17 protein-coding genes are annotated in these 17251 nt (G+C 72.5%); 7 read left to right on the top strand and 10 right to left on the bottom strand.

Features of this window, described 5'->3' with window-relative positions:
- Nucleotides 1–14 precede the first annotated feature (14 nt).
- Complete coding sequence (locus HJC40_RS18820; RefSeq protein ID WP_250002410.1) at nucleotides 15–638, top strand: TetR/AcrR family transcriptional regulator; 624 nt, start codon at nucleotides 15–17, stop codon at nucleotides 636–638.
- Nucleotides 639–666: 28 nt separating this feature from the next.
- Here the strand turns inward: HJC40_RS18820 and HJC40_RS18815 are convergent, their stop codons facing one another.
- Genes HJC40_RS18815 through HJC40_RS18805 form a run of 3 tightly spaced genes read right to left on the bottom strand, consistent with a single transcriptional unit; the run spans nucleotide 667 to nucleotide 2687 of the window.
- Nucleotides 667–1896 carry an SLC13 family permease gene (locus tag HJC40_RS18815; protein ID WP_250002409.1) on the bottom strand — a complete coding sequence of 410 codons (1230 nt, stop codon included), beginning with the start codon at nucleotides 1894–1896 and terminating at the stop codon, nucleotides 667–669.
- A 9-nt stretch (nucleotides 1897–1905) separates the two neighbouring features.
- Nucleotides 1906–2241, bottom strand: coding sequence for an STAS domain-containing protein (locus HJC40_RS18810; RefSeq protein ID WP_250002408.1), 336 nt, complete (start codon nucleotides 2239–2241; stop codon nucleotides 1906–1908).
- A gap of 29 nt (nucleotides 2242–2270) precedes the next feature.
- On the bottom strand, nucleotides 2271–2687 hold the full coding sequence (locus HJC40_RS18805; RefSeq protein ID WP_250002407.1) for an ATP-binding protein: 417 nt from the start codon (nucleotides 2685–2687) through the stop codon (nucleotides 2271–2273).
- Nucleotides 2688–3034: 347 nt separating this feature from the next.
- Between HJC40_RS18805 and HJC40_RS18800 the strand changes: the two genes are divergently transcribed.
- Complete coding sequence (locus HJC40_RS18800) at nucleotides 3035–3850, top strand: RNA polymerase sigma factor SigF (RefSeq protein ID WP_250002406.1); 816 nt, start codon at nucleotides 3035–3037, stop codon at nucleotides 3848–3850.
- 110 nt (nucleotides 3851–3960) lie between these two features.
- On the opposite strand, the gene HJC40_RS18795 is transcribed toward HJC40_RS18800, so the two are convergent.
- Nucleotides 3961–5547, bottom strand: coding sequence for a glycoside hydrolase domain-containing protein (locus tag HJC40_RS18795; RefSeq protein ID WP_250002405.1), 1587 nt, complete (start codon nucleotides 5545–5547; stop codon nucleotides 3961–3963).
- A 48-nt stretch (nucleotides 5548–5595) separates the two neighbouring features.
- Nucleotides 5596–6789 (bottom strand): MFS transporter, encoded by a 1194-nt coding sequence (locus HJC40_RS18790; RefSeq protein WP_250002404.1) that lies wholly within the window; start codon nucleotides 6787–6789, stop codon nucleotides 5596–5598.
- Between the two features lie 73 nt (nucleotides 6790–6862).
- Between HJC40_RS18790 and HJC40_RS18785 the strand changes: the two genes are divergently transcribed.
- The 4 genes from HJC40_RS18785 (at nucleotide 6863) to HJC40_RS18770 (ending at nucleotide 9360) form a co-directional block, all read left to right on the top strand.
- Nucleotides 6863–7210, top strand: coding sequence for a DNA polymerase ligase N-terminal domain-containing protein (locus HJC40_RS18785; protein WP_250002403.1), 348 nt, complete (start codon nucleotides 6863–6865; stop codon nucleotides 7208–7210).
- A gap of 47 nt (nucleotides 7211–7257) precedes the next feature.
- Entirely contained in the window at nucleotides 7258–7923 is a 666-nt protein-coding gene (locus HJC40_RS18780; protein WP_250002402.1) for a DedA family protein, read from the top strand.
- Between the two features lie 52 nt (nucleotides 7924–7975).
- Nucleotides 7976–8611, top strand: coding sequence for a hypothetical protein (locus tag HJC40_RS18775; protein WP_250002401.1), 636 nt, complete (start codon nucleotides 7976–7978; stop codon nucleotides 8609–8611).
- A gap of 116 nt (nucleotides 8612–8727) precedes the next feature.
- Nucleotides 8728–9360, top strand: a complete 633-nt coding sequence (locus tag HJC40_RS18770; RefSeq protein WP_250002400.1) for an HAD-IA family hydrolase — start codon at nucleotides 8728–8730, stop codon at nucleotides 9358–9360.
- On the opposite strand, the gene HJC40_RS18765 is transcribed toward HJC40_RS18770, so the two are convergent.
- The 3 genes from HJC40_RS18765 to HJC40_RS18755 form a co-directional block, all read right to left on the bottom strand.
- Nucleotides 9316–10323: a Dyp-type peroxidase gene (locus HJC40_RS18765; protein WP_250002399.1), complete on the bottom strand. Its 1008-nt coding sequence runs from the start codon at nucleotides 10321–10323 to the stop codon at nucleotides 9316–9318. The genes HJC40_RS18770 and HJC40_RS18765 overlap by 45 nt on opposite strands.
- 107 nt (nucleotides 10324–10430) lie before the next feature.
- A complete protein-coding gene (locus HJC40_RS18760) occupies nucleotides 10431–11546 on the bottom strand; it encodes a hypothetical protein (RefSeq protein ID WP_250002398.1) in 1116 nt (371 codons plus the stop codon).
- Between the two features lie 7 nt (nucleotides 11547–11553).
- Nucleotides 11554–13662: an alkaline phosphatase family protein gene (locus HJC40_RS18755; protein ID WP_250002397.1), complete on the bottom strand. Its 2109-nt coding sequence runs from the start codon at nucleotides 13660–13662 to the stop codon at nucleotides 11554–11556.
- A 125-nt stretch (nucleotides 13663–13787) separates the two neighbouring features.
- On the opposite strand from HJC40_RS18755, the gene HJC40_RS18750 reads away from it, so the two are divergent.
- Nucleotides 13788–15008 (top strand): glycoside hydrolase family 18 protein, encoded by a 1221-nt coding sequence (locus HJC40_RS18750; RefSeq protein ID WP_250002396.1) that lies wholly within the window; start codon nucleotides 13788–13790, stop codon nucleotides 15006–15008.
- A 96-nt stretch (nucleotides 15009–15104) separates the two neighbouring features.
- Here HJC40_RS18750 and HJC40_RS18745 read toward each other — a convergent pair whose 3' ends face one another.
- Nucleotides 15105–15869 (bottom strand): LamG-like jellyroll fold domain-containing protein, encoded by a 765-nt coding sequence (locus HJC40_RS18745; protein WP_250002395.1) that lies wholly within the window; start codon nucleotides 15867–15869, stop codon nucleotides 15105–15107.
- A gap of 87 nt (nucleotides 15870–15956) precedes the next feature.
- On the bottom strand, nucleotides 15957–17243 hold the full coding sequence (locus HJC40_RS18740) for an NAD(P)/FAD-dependent oxidoreductase (RefSeq protein ID WP_250002394.1): 1287 nt from the start codon (nucleotides 17241–17243) through the stop codon (nucleotides 15957–15959).
- Nucleotides 17244–17251 lie beyond the last annotated feature (8 nt).

Here is a 17251-nt window from a genome sequence, read left to right as displayed (position 1 = left end):
AGTAGAGTGGAGTCATGAGCACTGAGACGCCGACCGCGGGACGACCGCGGGCCTTCGACGAGAACACGGTTCTCGATCGGGCCGCCGAGGTCTTCTGGCGGCGTGGCTACGAGGGCGCGTCGCTGAGCGCGCTGACCGGCGCGATGGGCATCAACCGCCCGAGCCTGTACGCCACGTTCGGCAGCAAAGAAGAGTTGTTCAAGCGCGCGTTCGCCCGCTACCACGACAGGCAGGTGGCCACCGCCCGCGCCGCGCTCGACCGGCCGACCGCGTACGCGGCCATCGAGGCCTTCCTGCGCTCGAGCGCCGACGGCCTCACCGCGGACGACCACCCGCCCGGCTGCTTCTCCATCCAGGGCGGCCTGGCCAGCGCGCCGGAGAACGCCCGCGTCAGCGAAGCGCTGGCCACCGGCCGCGCCGCCACCGAGGGCGTTCTGCGGGAGCGTCTGACCCGCGCGGCCGCCGAGGGCGACCTCCCGGACGACGTCGACCCGCGCGCGCTGGCCCGCTTCGTCATGGTGCTCAGCGAGGGCAACGCCGTCCACGCCGCCGCCGGCGCCCGGCGCGCCGACCTGCACGCCGCCGTCGACATCGCCCTGCGCGCCCTGCCCACCCGGCCGGGACCAGCCACGGCGTGAGTCACGGCCGTACGGGTGGGGACCGGCGTCAGGCCGGGGAGAGCCGCAGGCCCAGCCACAGCGCGAGCACTCCGGCGACCAGCGCGGGTGGCACGGTCAGCAGGCCGAGCCGCAGGAAGTCCCGGGCGTCGGGCGCCGCGTCGTACGTGTGCAGGATGCGCCGCCACAGCAGGGTGGCCAGCGAGCCCACGTAGGTCAGGTTCGGGCCGACGTTCACGCCGATCAGCATCGCCAGCAGCAGGCCGGGCCGGGCCTCGACCACCGGCAGCAGCACCAGCGTGGCCGGCAGGTTGTTGAGGAGGTTGGCCAGCAGGGCGGCCAGGAAGGCGACGGCCACCAGACCGGGCAGGTCGGCGTGGTCGGGCACGATCGCGTGGATCAGCCGCTCCAGGCCGTGTTGCTGCACGGCGAGCACCACGACGCCGAGGGCCAGCACGAAGGCACAGAACGCGGGGTTGGCCTCGCGGATCAGAACGCCGACCGGAACGCGGCGCGGCACGGCGAGCAGGACGGCGCCGGCGACCGCCACCCAGGCCGGATGGATCCCGAGGGGATGCACCGCGGCAAAGCCGGCCAGGGTCACGGCCAGAACGACCAGGGCATACCGCGGCGCCGGGCCGTTGCCGGTGGCCTCGACCGGTTCCTCGGTCGCTCGCAGGTCCCCGGCGAAGTAGGCGCGGAAAACCAGGAACTCCACGACGATCACGGCGATCCAGGGCAGCGCCATCAGCGCGGTGAAGCCGAGGAAGCTCAGCCCGCTGGCCGCGAAGGCCAGCAGGTTGGTCAGGTTGGAGACGGGCAGCAGCAGGGAGGCCGAGTTGGCCAGGTGCGCCGCGGCGAAGGCGTGCGGGCGGGGCCGGGCGCCGGCCCGGGCCGCCGTGGCCAGCACGACCGGGGTGAGCAGCACGACGGTCGCGTCGAGACTGAGGAACGCCGTGGTGAGCGCGGCCGCCACGAAGACCGCCACCAGCAGCCGGGGCGGGTGACCGCCGCTCAGCCGGGCCGCGACCGTCCCGGCGTACCGGAAGACGCCGTGCTCGGCCGCGAGGTGGGCCAGCACCAGCACCGCGGCTAGGAAGCCGACGGTCGGGCCGAGCTCGCGGAACTCCCCCAAGGCGTCGTCCCACGACACCAGCCCGACGGCGATCGCAAGGGCGGCCGCGGGCACGGCGGCCACCGCCTCGGGCAGGCCGCGCGGCCGTACGACGGCGAAGGCCAGCACGCCGGCCAGCAGGACCGCCGAGATGATCAAGGGCACCGCGGCAGGTTACGAGCCGGACGGCTCCCCCGCAGCGTCGAAGAGCTCCTGTGCGCCTGAGACGTTGAGCACCCGCGCCACCCCGCGCTGCGCGTTGACGACCTGGTAGCCCGCTCCGTTGGCGACCGCCGCGTTGTAACCCTCGATCAGCGCACCGAGTGCCTCGGAGTCGATGAAGGTGACCCCGGCGAGGTCGATGACCACCCGGTCGGCCGTGCGGAGCGCGCCGAGGATGCTCGCGTACAGGTCGTCCCGGGCGTTGATGTCCAGTTCGCCGAGGGGGCGCAGGATCGTCGCGGCCGGGCCGGCCGAGCGTTCCCGGCCGATCTGAGAGGAGTCCGCCACGGGGGCCTTTCTATCAAAACCACGGGGATTCAGCCCGGGAAGCTGGCCCACACATGCTTGGTCTCGTCGGCGATGTACCAGCCGACGTCGATGGCGAAGGTCTTCGTGAGCTGCAGCCCCAGCCCGCCGGCGCCCAGCGGGCGATCCTCGTCGACCTCTGGGAGCGTGCCCAGATCGTGATCCGCCACGTCCAGGATCAGGTGGTCGTCCTCGCGGAGCAGCCGCACCTCGGTCGGCGGCAGACCGTGCCGCAGAGCGTTGGTGGCCAACTCGGTGGCGACCACCGCCATCTTGTCGAACAGGTCGTCGACCTCGGCGGTCTGCTGCGTCTCGATCGCCTCCCGCAGCGCCGCGCGCAGACTCCGGAGCTCACCGAAGGTGTCGAGCTTCCATAGGCGCAGCTCAGCGGCCGACGGATGCGGAACCGAGGAGCGCAGAGCAGCCATGTACTTAATCTTTCCCGGTGCGACGTGTTTGACACAGGCCCGTGCGGGTCACCACAACAACCGTACGGACTAATCCCCCATCAGGAGCATTCAGGGTTCTCGATCCGCTCGGGCCGCCGCTACAAGATCCGCTACGTATATTTGCTATCACGCAAAGTAACTCATACTTTCGGCTAGTCTTCCTTGGCCTTGTCGGCTAGGTTAGTCATATCCGAACGGCCCAGCATGCGCGGTTGACGGTGATCTCATCGATCGTCGTCGACCAGAAGATAGGGACACCCGACCGACCCGGATCACGCTCTCGAGCGTGATCGGCTCTCCGGACAGGTGCCAGGGAGGACCACCGTATGACGATCACCGAGACCACCACGAGCGTCGAGGTCGTCGCTGTTCCGGTTGCGGCGACCGCGCCCGCCGACAGCGCCGCCGAGCTGCTGAACGCGATGGCCGCGATGCCCGCCGGTCACCCGTCCCGCGCCTCGCTGCGCGACCGGGCGATCGAGGCCTGGCTGCCGCTGGCCCGCCACCTCGCCCACCGCTACTCCGGCCGCGGCGAGCCCACCGACGACCTGGTGCAGACCGCGACCGTCGGCCTCATCAAGGCGGTCGACAAGTTCGACCCCGAGCGCGGTGTCGACTTCGCCGGCTACGCGATCCCGACCATCATCGGTGAGATCAAGCGTCACTTCCGCGACCGCACCTGGTCGGTCCGGGTGCCGCGCCGCCTGCAGGAGCTGCGCCTGGCCATCACCGAGGCCAACAGCACCCTGACCCACAGCCTGGGCCGCTCCCCGACAGTCGCCGACGTGGCCACCCACCTGGGGGTCAGCGAGGAAGACGTCCTGGAGGGCCTCGAGGGCGCCCGCGCCTACAACGCGACCAGCCTCTCGACGCCGATCTCGGCCGACGGCAACACCGAGCTGGGCGACACCCTGGGCGGCGAGGACTACGAGTTCGAGCTGGCCGAGACCCGCGTGGCGCTGGGCCCGGCCCTGGCCACCCTGGACGAGCGTGAGCAGAAGATCCTGACGCTCCGCTTCTACGGCAACCTGACCCAGTCGCAGATCGCCGACCAGATCGGCATCTCGCAGATGCACGTCTCCCGGCTGCTGACCAAGGCCCTCACCAAGCTGCGCGGCCAGCTGGCTTCCGACACCCTGTAAGACAAATCAAGATCTTCGTGGCCGGCCCGGTTCGGGCCGGCCACGAGTGCTTTCAGGCCACGAGTGCTTTCCGGCCGGCCGCGAGTGTCTTCGGGCCGGCCACAAGTGTTTCAGGCCAGGGGCGAGATCCCGCCGTACCCGGCGGCCAGCTGGAACGGGGCGCGCAGGCGCGAACCGGCCCCGGCCAGCAGCACCAGGTGGCCGGTCGTCTTCCGTACGGCGGCCAGGTCGGGATAGCCGTCCCGGTCGAAGTCGCCGACGCCGACGAGGTCGCGCAGATCCGCGGCGGAGACGTTGAGGGCGACGCGCCGGCCGGTGAAACCGCCCCGGCGGCCGGGCCACAGATAGAGCCGTCCATCGGTGGCCAGACGGGCGATGAGATCGGGGAAACCGTCCCGGTCGAAATCACCGGCGCCGGCCAGCTCCGTGCGGCCGGACCAGCCCCGGCCGACCAGCCTGGCGCCGGCCAGTTTCGCACCCGCCTGACCGGCGTACAGGTAAAGGTTGCCGGCCGGGGAGACGGCCAGCAGGTCGGGCCGGCCGTCGCCGGTGAGGTCGCCCATCGGGGTGATCTCGCGCAGCGCCCGCCAGCCCCGGGTGAGCCGCTTGCGCGGGCCGAGGCCGGTGCTCGTGCCCGGGTGGAACCACAGGTCGCCGTTGGTCTGCCGGGCGATCACATCGGCGCGGCCGTCGCGGTCGAGGTCGCCCGCCCGGACGATCGCGTTCATCGTCCGGAAGCCGGCGCCGAGGGTGCGGCGCTGGTTGTTGTCGACGAGGGACCCGTTGCCGAGGAAGGCCGACAGGACGCCGGTCGGCGACCGGCCGAGCACATCGGACCAGCCGTTGCCCGAGAGGTCGGCCGCTCCGGCCCTGGGCAGCGGTGCGAAGTCGACGTAATCGTTGTCGATGTTGATCGTGACGCCGCCGTACGTCTCCCGATGGCCGCCGCGGTATTGCTTCATGCGCCGCTTGCCGGGCCAGGCCGTCGCCGGGATGAGCGGATCGGCCGTCGTGACCTGAAGATCCCAGCGGGCGAAGTCGACGTAGTCCGGCCGGGTGTATCCGGGCGTCGCATAGTTCGCGACCTGGTCGGCCACCCCGGACGACACGCTCGAGTAGAAACCCGAGAGATAGCCGTTGTCGTGCAGCCGGGCGGTCCAGCCGTTCAGGAAGTCGAGGACGCCCCGGCGGCACGTGGGGTCGTCGGTCCGGTACGCCTCCATGTCGTAGATGATCACGCTTTCCCGGGCCAGTCCCAGCGCGACGGCCCGCGCGACGGCATCCGAGGCGGCGATGCGACCCTGCGTCCCGGCCCGCGCGTTGTCGATCAGCTCGCGGCCACCGCCGATCGTCGTGCACGTCGCCTGTGGTCCGACATAGAGCGGCAGAAGCTTCCAGCCCGCCCCCACCTGCTGCCGGACCCAGTCGGCGGTGAGCTCGGGCTGGGCGCACCCGCGGTTGACACCGCCGAGGTAGATGCCGATCGCCCGGTACGGCGAACGGGCCCGCCAGGCCCGCATCGACGCGTCGGGCGGCGCCGTGCAGGCGTCGAAGGCGTAGCCGGTGAAGGCGCCCGGCTGCACGGTCGACCAGGCGGCCGCGTCGGCCCGCCTCGTGACGATCGACGACAGGCCCACGACGACGACGGCGATGAGCACGCCGACCGCCGTGCGGCGTGCGGGTGACAGGACGGCCATGGCTCCCTCTCCGGCGACGGGCGATCACCGGGCGAAGCAGACGGCCGCTCAGGCCACCCCGGCCGGACGGCCGCTCGTCCTCGCCCGCGCGGACGCCCGGCTCACCAGCAGCAGGACCGCCGCCAATCCGAGCGCGCCCAGTTCCATGGCCGCTCCGACCAGGGGCGTCGAGTCGTAGCCCCAGCCGGCGGCGATGGCCCGGCCGCCCAGGTAGGCGCCCGCGGCGTTCCCCAGGTTGAACGCGGAGACGGCCGCCGACGATACGATCAGCTGCCCGTTCCCGTCGGCCGCGGTGATCACCCGGGTGGTCAGGCCGGGCACGGTGGCATAGGCGACGACGCCGAGAACGAAGAGCGTCACGGCCGCCGGCGTCCGCGAGTGGGCCGTCCAGGCGAAGACCACCAGGACAGCCAGCATCGCCGCCGAGGCCACGACGATCGTCGCCATCAGATGACGGTCGGCCGCCCGCGCGCCGATCACGTTGCCCAGCACCAGGCCGAGCCCGAACAGCACGAGCAGCCAGGGCAGAGCGCCCGGGCCGAAGCCGGCCACCTCGGTCATCAGCGGCGCCACATAGGTGAAGGGCGCGTAGACGGCGCCGAACGCGAGCGCGGTCATCCCCAGGGCGAGCCAGACGGTGGCGCTGCGGAACGCGCCGAAGTGCGCGCGGGCCGTGCCGTAGGCTGCCGTCGCTGGGACGAGGACAGCGGTCGCCGCGGCGGCGGCCAGGCCGAGCAGGGCCATCGCCCAGAAGGTGGCCCGCCACCCGAGTTGCTGCCCGAGCAGGGTGCCCAGCGGGACCCCGGCCACGCTGGCCAGCGTGATGCCGCTGAGCATGGCCCCGATCGCGCTGCTCCGGCGCCCGGGTCGCACCAGGTCGCCGGCCACGATGGTGGCGATGCCGATGAACGCGCCGTGGCAGAGCGCCGCCACGACGCGGCCGGTCATCATCACGCCGAAGGCCGGAGCGACGGCCGACAGGAGGTTGCCGGCGACGAAGAAGGCAAGCAGGCCGATCAGCGCGGGCTTGCGCGCCCGCCGGGCCAGCAGCGCCGTGACGATCGGGCCGCCGACCACCACCGTCAGCGCGTACGCGGAGATCAGCAGCCCGGCGGTGGGGATGGAGACGGCGAAGTCGGCCGCGATCTCGGGGAGCAGGCCGGTGATGACGAATTCGGTCATTCCGAGGGCGAACGTGCCGACAGCGAGGGCGGCCAGCGCCGGTGCCGATCGCGGTGCCATCCGGACACTCTCACAGAGACGGGACCTTTTCGCTACGCCGTGAACAAAGTCCGGAACGGGTAGCGTCGGCGGGGTGGAGCCCGCCTTCGTGCTGCATGATCACCGCAAGCCGAGGCCGCATTTCGACCTGCGGCTGGAGGAGGACGGCGTCCTGCGTTCCTGGGCGGTGCCGCGCGGGCTGCCGACCGACCCGGCCCGCAACCGGCTGGCCGTCGCCGTTCCCGACCACGCCCTCGACCACCTCACGTACACCGACGCCGACAAATCGATCGCGGACATCGGCTGGTGGCAGGAGGAGGACCGCAACGCCAAGCGGATCGTCTTCACCCTGCACGGCCGGGACGGGTCGCACCGGTACGCGCTGATCCACACCGGCGGGGTCAACTGGTTGCTGCATCGCACCAAGGAACAGCCGCGGTAGCGACTCCCCGGGGCGCGCCCGCGCAACCCCGGCTACCGTTGACCCCGATGCCACCTCCAGCCGATCTTCCCGGGTTCCTGCAGAGCGTGGCCCCTGTTCTTGATCGCTGGGGCTACTTCGCCATCGGCGGCGTGATCGGCGTCGAGAGCTTCGGGGTTCCCGCGCCCGGCCAGACGATCATGGTGGCCGCCTCCCTCTACGCCGGCGCCGGCCGCATGAACATCTTCGCCGTGGCGGCCATCTCGTTCGTCGCGGCGGTGCTCGGCGACAACATCGGCTACTGGATCGGGGTGCGCGGCGGCCGCAAGGTGGCGCTGCGCTGGGGGAAGTACGTGTTCCTGACCCCCGAGCGGCTGGACCGGGCCGAGGGCTTCTTCGCGCGTCGCGGCGGCCGGATCGTCGTGGTCGCCCGCTTCATCGACGGTCTGCGTCAGTTCAACGGTGTGATCGCCGGCATCACCGCTATGCCCTGGCGCACGTTCCTGCTCTACAACGCCATCGGGGCCGCGCTGTGGGTAGGCTTCTGGACGACCATCGCGTACCTGCTGGGCACGCAACTCATCGAGATCATCGAGCACGCCCATCGATATCAGTGGTGGGTCATCGCCGGCGGGGTGCTGGCCGTGACCGGCTACGTGACGCTGCATGTCCGGCACATCCGCCGGCGCCGCGCGCAGAAGGCCGAGGCCGCGGCTCAGGACACAACCTCCTGAAGATTGCTCACCTCCCACCGGGGTAGGGCCTCTCGGGAGGAGGGGAGAAAACGTGACCAGCAAGCAGCTCGACCGTCGCCGGGAGCAGTCCGCGGCCGCGAACGCCGCCGCCGAGCGGAGCCGGACGACCGTCACCGAACTCGAGAACAGGCTGCGCACCAACGCCGACCTGACCCGCCGGCAGACCGAGGCCCTGCGCAACGCCGAGGCCGAGGCCAAGCGGCTCAAGCGGTCGCTCAAGACGCAGGCGCGCGACAAGGATCGTCTCGAGAAGGCGCACCGCAAGGCCGTGGCGCGGGCCGGGAAGGCGCAGAGCCGGGCCGCCACTCTCGACGACAAGTACGGCAAGAGCCTGTTGAGCGACCTGATCAACCGCGAGAAGGAACGGGATCGGGCCACCGCGACGACCTCGGAGCCGGAGACGACGGCCACACCGGAGGCTCAGCCGGCCGCGGCGGCCGCACCGGTCAGCCCCGCGCTGCCGCCCGTGTCGCCGGCTGACGACCAGACAGTTCCCCCGGCGACGTCCGACACCGCCCGGGCCACCGCCGCCCGGCGTACCGCCGCGAAGGCCGCCTCGTCAGCCGCGACCACCCCGCGCACACGCACTCCCCGCAAGACCGCCCCGGTGGCCGAGGCGCCGGCCACGACAGCCCGGCGAGCCGCGCCTCGCAAGCGCACACCCTGATCCCGTACGGGATTCCGAGCCCCGCACGAGGGCGCCCGGCACGACCGAGGGCGTCCGCGTGGCGGGGTGGCGACTCACCGCCCGGCCGGCCGGGCGCACCCCCGTGGAGGCCTCAGGTGCCCGACAGCCGGGACCGGTTCGACGTGACCACCGTGCGAGCCGTGCTCTTCGACATGGACGGCACCCTCGTCGACTCCGACGCGGCTGTGCTGCGGTCGTGGGTGTCCTGGGCCGCCGAGTACGGCGTGGACGGCCAGGAGGCGTACGAGATGGCCCACGGCAGTCCGAGCGCGGCCACCGTACGCAAGCTCCTGCCCCACCTCGACGAGGCCGCCCAGGTCATGGCGTCGGCGCGGCAGCTCGAGCTGCAGTACGACGACCTGTCGGACGTGTCGGCGACGCCCGGGGCTCACGAGCTGCTGGAGCTGCTCACCCGCCGCGGCCTGCCGTGGGCCGTGGTGACCAGCGCCGACACCCGGCTGGCCAAGGCCCGGCTGGCCGCGGCCGGCATCGTCGCGCCGGTGCTGGTCACCACCGACGACATCGCGGCCGGCAAGCCCGACCCCGAGGGATACCTGCGCGCCGCCGAGCTGCTCGGCGTCGACCCGGCCGACTGCCTGGTGGTCGAGGACGCCGACGTCGGGCTGGCCGCCGGGCGAGCCGCGGGCGCCCGCACCGCCGCGCTGCGCGGGCTCGACGGCGACCTACGGCTCGGCACCCTCGCCGACCTGGCCGCCCGGTTCGGCTGACGGCGCCGGGGGCGCGTCCGGCAGGTCGTCGAGGAAGCCGGCGACCGGGACGAAGAACAGCGACCCCGTGACGGCTCTCGAGAAGTCGAGGATGCGGTCGTACGTGCCGTAGGGCTCGCCGAGGAACATCCGCCGCAGCATCAGCTCGGGCACGTCCGGGGTGGCGGCGTAGGCGATGTAGTACGTGCCGAACTGGCCCTCCTTGACCGAGCCGAACGGCATGTTGTCCCGCAGGATCTTCAGTTCGTTGCCGTCCGCGTCCTCGACGACGTTCAGGGCCAGGTGCGAGTTCGGCGCCTTCTTGTCGTCCGGGATCTCGATGTTGTCGAGCTTGGTGCGGCCGATCGCGGCCTCCTGGCCCTCGACCGTCAGCGCGTTCCACGCCTCGAGATCGTGCAGGTACTTCTGCACCATCACGTAACTGCCGCCGGCGAACGCCTCGTCCTCCGGGCCGATCAGGACGGCGTCCATCGCCTTGGCGCCGGTGGGGTTCTCGGTGCCGTCGACGAAGCCGAGCAGGTCGCGCTCGTCGAAGTACTTGAAGCCGTGGGTCTCGTCGACGATGTCGCCGGCGCCGCGCAGCCGCTCGCCGATCTTGGCGGCCAGCTCGAAGCACACGTCCATCTGCCCGGCCCGGATGTGGAAGAGCAGATCTCCCGGGGTCGACGGCGCGCTGTGCCGGGGGCCCTTCCAGGCGCGGAAGCGGTGCAGCTCGGCCGGGCGCGGACCGGCGAAGAGGCGATCCCACAGGTCGGCGCCGATGCCGGTGACGCAGGACAGCTGGGCGGCGGGCAACCGGAAGCCGACCGAACGCTGCAACGCGCTCAGATCCTCGAGCAGATCGCGCACCACCTGCTCGCCACCGGGACGGACGGTGGCCACGAGGAAGATCGCGGCGTCGGTGAGCGGAGCCAGCACGGCCTGGGATTCGACGGTCGGGCCGACGGAGCGGGGCGCGGTCATGGCCGCAGTTTAGGGGCCCGGCCCCGGCCGGGGGCCCGTTGAGTGATCGGGGTGACGCCGGCCGTCCCGCCGGCCGGGACGCCGCCCGTCCCGCCGGCCGGGACGACTCAGAACGCGGCGAAGCGGCGGCGGTCCTGACCGTTGATCGTCGTGAAGTCGCCCCCGATCTCGATCGTCCCGGCCACCCGGTTGACGCTCATCACCCGGACGCCGATCACCCCGTTCGCGGTCGGCGCCCAGCTCGTGAGCTGACCCTTGGACGTCACGGCGGCCAGCTTGAAGCGACCCCGGGCGCCGTCCACGCAACCGCCCTTGTCGCCGTTGCGCTCGGTCAGACAGGCGCTGTCGAAGTGCCCGCCCACATACGTGATGCCGCCGGTCGTCGCGATCGCCGACGCGTCCCCGTCGAAGACCCGCTGCCAGCGCATCGCACCGGCCCAGTCGTACGCGATGGCTCGTCCGCCCACGCCCGCGGTGGCCACGTGCACCCCGGCCGGGTCGAGCGAGATGGCCCGTACCTCGGCCGGCACCCGCGGGCGGAAGGGCTCGACCGCGCCGCTGACGCCGTTGACCCCGGCCAGTCGCAACGTGCCCTTGACCGCGTTGACGGTGTGGAAGCCGCCACCGAGGTAGACCCGCGTCCCGGTGACCGCGAGCGCGTGCACGGTGTCGTCGGCGGCCGGGCGCCAGCGCGGGTCCAGCACGCCGGTGGTCAGCGAGAAGGCGGCCAGGTTGCTGCGCCGCGCGCCGGAGACGTCGGTGAAGCTGCCGGCCAGATAGAGGCGGCCGTTGCCGGTGGCGAGCGCGTAGGCCGTACCGGAAAGGGAGTGCTGGAAGGATTTGACCACGCCGCTCGTCGGGTGCAGCCGGGCCAGCGAGTCGCGCTTCTCGCCGTCGACCCGGTGGAAGTCACCCGCCGCGTAGACGCTGTCCGGGGTGGCCGCGAGGGCGCGCACCACGCCGTCGGCCCGCGGCGCCCAGTCGAGCAGCTTGCCGGTGCGCGAGTCGAAGGCGGCCATCCGCTGGCGCGGGTAGGTGCGCCCGCCGGCCGTGGCGGCGGTGAACGAGCCTCCGACATAGGTGATCGCGCCGCGGTGGGCGATGGCGTAGACGCCGCCGTTGAAGGTGGGGGCCGCGGCGCGGGGCGGCGGGGCCACCGCCGCCGCCGGGGAGGCCGGAACCAGGGCTACCAGGGCCACCAGGGGCAGCAGAAGTCGAAGCACAAAGTGCTTAACCGTCGTGCGCGCGGGAAAGTCTCGGGATCACTTCCTCTTCGAGAGCCTCGTGCTCGAGAGCGCGCTGCTCGTCGGCCACCGGCGGCTGGGTGCGCAGGCCGAGCATGGCCAGCCATTCGATCAGCTGGCGGTGCACGGCGTCCGGCCCGTCGATCTCGGCCTCGGTGATCGGCCAGCGGGCCGGGTGCACCAGCACGGCGTCGGTCTGCCAGCCGCCGAGGCCGCCGTGCGAGCCGACCAGCTCCTCGAACGCCGCGACCTCCTCGGTGACCGCGTCGACGCAGCTGATCAGCACCAGATCGCCGAGGTGCACGGACTCCTGGTGGCGGAGCAGGTCATGACGGGCGCGCGGGCCGTAGGGCAGCAGCGGGTCGACGCCCTCGACGACGCCGTCGCGCAGGCGGTGGCTGCCCGAGCCGCCGATCGCCACCGGCCCGTCGCCGGTTCGCACGACGACCAGGCCGATGCCCGGGTGCGCGGCCAGACCGTGGATGAGTCGCGGGTACGCCCGGTCGATCGCGGCCCGGTCGAGCCGCTCGGTGAAGCGGGTCAGGTAGATCAGCGCGAGGTTGCCCGACGAGACGACCAGCAGAGGGGCCAGCGGCGGCTCGGGGAAGTCGGGCTCCTGGGTCGCCTCCGACTCGGCCGCCGACGCCGGCATGGCCGCCTGATCGGGCCCGGAGAACCGCTCGACCACCTCGTCGAGGCTCTCCCCGTAACGCTGCTTGAACGTCGCGCCCTGGCTCTGGCCGTGGTCGGACAGCACCACCAGGTGGTACCGCCGGGCCGCCTCGGGCGCCAGCCGTTCCAGCACACCGAGCATGCGGTCGAGGCTCTCCAGCTGACGCATCGACTCGGGCCGCGCCGGGCCGGCGTGATGCGCGACCTCGTCGTAGTCGACCAGGTCGCAGTAGATCGCCGGGGCGCCCCGGGCCATCTGCTCGGCGATCAGCGACACGTTGACGTCGCGCAGCAGCATCGAGGCCGGCCGCAGGGCCAGGAACGCGCCGGAGCGGCTCACCCGCGGCTGCAGGTTGCGGCGGCGCTGCAGACGGGCCTGGTGCAGCTCGGTGATGACCTCACCGACGCCGAGCACCAGGGCCCGCGTGAAGCCGTAGGGCGAGGCCATGAACGCCGCCCAGCCGCGCGCCGACCGTCCGGGCAGGGCCGCGTGGCTCACCGTGAGCAGGCTGACCGCCGCGTCCCCGCTGAACGCGTTGCCGATGCTCACGCCGCCGTCGCGCAACAGCCCGCGGCCGTCGCTGAGCCGGGGCTCGAGAATCGCCGCGTCGCGCGGCCGGTTGGTCACCATGAGCTTGCCGGTGTCCTTCTCGAACCACCGGAACGCCGGGATCTGCCGCGTCGCGCCGTGCAGGATGCCGGCCTGGGAGGCGGGTGTCGTCGAGGGCAGGCCGGTGTGCCAGCCCCGCATGCTGTGACTGCCGGAGCGCAGCCAGTGGCCCAGCGTGGGCAGGTTGCCGGCCCGCACGGCCCAGCGCAGCACGGGCTCGGAGAGGCCGTCCAGCTGCACCATCAGCAGACCGGGCTCGGTGCCCGGACGGGGACGGCGGAAGGTCAGCAGCGGGCCGCCGGCGAGCCGGGCCTGGCGGCGGCGCACACCGCGCATGAGCCGCGTGGCCTCCCGGACGAACGTGTCGTCGGTGCCGCTGTCGGCCATCCAGTCGACGATCGCGGCGAACACGACCGCCAGGATCGCCGTGATCACCAGCGACGGCAGGCCGCTGATCCGGTCGGCCGGGTCGAGCTCGAGCGCCACCACGATGACCACGACCTGGACCAGCACGCCGAGCAGCATCGCGCCCCAGCCGCCGAGCGCCACGACGCCGGCCAGCAGCAGCGGCCGCAGGACGGCGCCCACCCCGGCGACGAGCACCACGAGACCGAGCGTGTCGACGACGTCGTTGCTCTCCACGCCCGGCATCAGCCAGAGCGTGAGGGTGAGCACGACAAAGGTCACGAGGGCGCTGCGCAGCACGGCTCGGAGCCGGTTGAGGATCCGGCGCCAGCTCAGCAGGACGCGCAGTTCGGCGCGCCAGCTGCGGGCGGCCGGGGCGGAGGCGGGTTCGTGGGGGCTGATGGCCACCGGGAAACGATCGCACAACCCCGGCCGCCGGTGACCGGCCGTGCCCCGAATCACCGCCCCCGGCGGTACACCCGGACGAGTGATCACGGGTGGCCGGGTTGCCCCGTCCGGTTAGCTTCGGAGCGGTGCGCGCCCGATTCGTCTTGATCATCCTTATCCTGCTGGGCTCGACCGCCGGCCTCGCCGCCTGTGGAACGACCGAGGAGGAACCCGGCCCGGCGCCCGCCGCCAAGGTGGTGGGCTACTTCGCCGGCTGGGGCGTCTACGCCCGCGACTTCCAGGTCAAGGACCTGGACACCAGCGGGGCGGCCGGCCGGCTGACCCACCTCCTGTACGCCTTCGGCAAGATCAACAACGGTCGGTGTGCCGCCGCCGACCGCTGGGCCGACTACGAGAAGCCGATCGCAGCGGCCGGCAGTGTGGACGGCGTCGCCGACCAGGCCGGCGCGACCCTGCGCGGCAACATCGGGCAGCTCCGCAAACTCAAGGAGAAGCACCCCGGCCTGCGGGTCCTGTGGTCCTTCGGCGGCTGGACCGGCTCGAAGGGCTTCACCGAGGCGGCCCGCGACCCGGACGCCTTCGCCGCGTCGTGCCACGACCTGCTCACCGACCCGCGGTGGTCGGGCGTCTTCGACGGCATCGACGTCGACTGGGAGTACCCCAACGCCTGCGGCCTGACGTGCGACAAGAGCGGACCGGACGCGCTGACCCGGGTGCTCGGCTCGCTGCGCTCGGCGTTCGGGCCGGACTCGGTGATCACGGCCGCGGTGCCGGCCGACGTGGCCAAGCTGACCGTCGCCGACTACCGGACGGCGGCGGACTCGGCGAACTGGCTGAGCGCGATGACGTACGACTACTCCGGCGCGGGCGGCCAGGCGGCGGTCCAGAAAACGGCGCCGCACTCGCCGCTGACCGCGTACCCGGGCATCCCCCGCGAGAACGCGAACACCTCGGCCACCGTCGACGAACTGCTGCGCCTGGGCGTCCCGAGCGGCAAGGTGCTGCTGGGCATCGGCTTCTACGGCCGCGGCTGGACCGGGGTCTCGACCGCCGAGCCCGGCGGCGACGCGAGCGGGCCGGCCGCCGGGCGCCACGAGAAGGGCCTGGAGGACTATCACGTCCTGAGCCGGCGCTGTCCCCCGACCGGCATCGTCGCCGGCACCGCGTACGCGTTCTGCGGCTCGCAATGGTGGTCGTACGACACCCCCGAGACGATCAAGGCCAAGATGGCCTACGCCCGCGGCAAGGCTCTGGGCGGCGCGTTCGTGTGGGAACTGTCGGGCGACACCCCGCAGGCCGAGTTGCTCACCGCCGTGTCCGACGGCCTGGCCGCCGCACCACGCTGACTGGCAGCCGCGGGTGGTCCGGGACGGGCGGCTGGTTACCGGGCAGAACCCGCAGAGCGCCACCGCGGTGGCGAAGGAGATGCTGGCCGCCCTGGGCTAGCCGACCTGCACCCAGACGTTGTCGAGGGCGCCGTTGAACTGGTCGTTGTCGGCGTAGGCGCCCTTGCCCCCGATGCTCATCGGACGGTTGTTGGTGACCGACAGGCCGGGCGGCAGGGTGGTGCGGCCCCGCAGCCGCTCGTCGACGAAGACGGCCAGCACGGTGCCGGCCCGGGTGCAGCGGATCCGGTGCCAGCGGGCGTCGGCCACCGTGACCGAGCTGGTGGCCATCCGGATGCGGCGCTGCTTGTCGCCGACGAGCACGCAGCTGGGCCGCCCGGCGGCGCCGTCGATCTGCAGCTTCCACTGGCTGCCCGTGGTCGAGTAGCCCTTCTGGATGACGTTCTGACCCTTGCTCGTCTGCGTGGGGCTCAGATAGACGTCGGCGCCGAACGAGATGTTCCGGGTGCCCGGGTTGAGGTCGGGGGTCGATGGGGTCTGCAGGGCCACGTGCGGGCAGATCCGGGCCAGGCACCGGGACGGGAAGAGCAGTGCCGAGCCCTCACCGTGCACGACCTGGCGTACGGCGCCGCCATGACCCGAGATGACGCGCAGCGTGTGCCCGCGGCCGGACAGGTCGGCGATCGGGGCGGCCCGCCCGTTGAACGCGTACCTGGCCATCAGCACGGCCGGCGCGTCGGCCACCGCGACCGGACCCGCCTTTTCCGACGGCCGGCTGCGCGCCGGCGCGGGGGCACCCGTGCCCACGACGACAGCGGCCGAGACGGCAACGACCATCCCGCCGAACCACCACGATGCCATGTCTGAATTATGGCTTGTGAACGGTTCGCCGGCCCCGGGGACCTCCGGCTGCCCGCCCGAGACCACCCACCTGAACGGCTGATCCGCTCAACTCGACGCGGACGTGCTCTCCAACGGGATCGAGGAGCCCCGGACGACCCCGAGCTGCACGCCCTGCCGGGGCAGCACCGCGTCGAGCAGCCAGTCGGCAGCCACCCGGACGCGGTTGCCGGGCATCGAGAGCAGGTGATAGCCGCGGGTCACCACCTTGGCCGGGAGGCCCGTGAGCGGCACGCCGAGCGGGTTCGCGGCCGCGTCCAGGCCGCCGAGGTCGACGACGAAGCCGAGGTCGTAGTGCTTGTACGGCCGGCGTCGGCCCTGCCCGTACGAGGCCGCGATGTTCTTGGCCACGGCGGTGCCCTGACGGGTCGCGTGCTGCGCGGTCATGCCGGTGTACTCGCCCGGGCGGGTCAGGTCGGGCACGGCGGCCACATCGCCGATCGCGTACACGTCGGGGTGGCCGGGCACGTTGAGGAACTCGTCGACCACGACCCGCCCCTTCTCCAGCGGCAGGCCCAGGCTCTCGACCACCGGGTCGGGACGCACGCCGACGCACCAGATGAGCGAACGGGTGGGCACGAAGTCGCCGGTCGACAGGTGCACGCCGCGCTCGGTGGCTTCCTTCACACTCGTCCGCAGAAGGACCTCGACCCCGCGCGAGCGCAGCACCTCGTCGGACGCGACGGCCAGCCGCTCGTCGAGCGAGGGCAGCACCCGGCCGGCGGTGTCGAGCAGGATCCAGCGCACCTTGTCGCGCAGTTCGGGCCGCTCGGCCGTCAGCGCGTCGGTGAAGAGCACGCCCTGGGCCACCACCTCGGTGCCGGTGTAGCCCGCGCCGGCCACGACGAAGGTGCACCGGGCGCGTTGCTCGTCCTCGGACGTGGCGGTGGCGGCCAGCTCGATCTGGCGCGTGATGTGGTCACGCAGGTAGAGCGCCTCGGGGATGCCGCGGAAGCCGTGCGCGTACATCGTCACCCCGGGCACGGGCAGCAGCTTGTTGACGCTGCCGGCCGCGATCACCAGACGGTGGTAGCCGATCGAGGCGGTCCCGCCCTCGGGGTCGCGATAGCTGATCGTGCGACCGTCCAGATCGAAACCGTCGACGTCGCCGAGGATCTGCCGCACTCCCGGGAGGGCCGCCTGCAGCGAGACGGTGACCCGCCGCGGCTCGAGGATCCCGGCCGCCACCTCGGGCAGCAGCGGCAGATAGAGGAAGTGGTCGGTCGGGTTCACGACGACGATCTCGGCGCCGCCACGGGAGAGTCTGGCCAGGGTGCGCGCCGCCGTGAAACCGGCGAAGCCGGCCCCGACGATCACGATGCGCGGGCGTGCCATGGGCGATC

Origin of the sequence: Actinoplanes sp. M2I2 (assembly GCF_023544445.1) — a bacterium.
In the GTDB taxonomy this organism is placed as follows: domain Bacteria; phylum Actinomycetota; class Actinomycetes; order Mycobacteriales; family Micromonosporaceae; genus Actinoplanes.
Note: the sequence above shows the minus strand (reverse complement) of the source record. Positions and strands in the feature narration are given on the sequence as shown.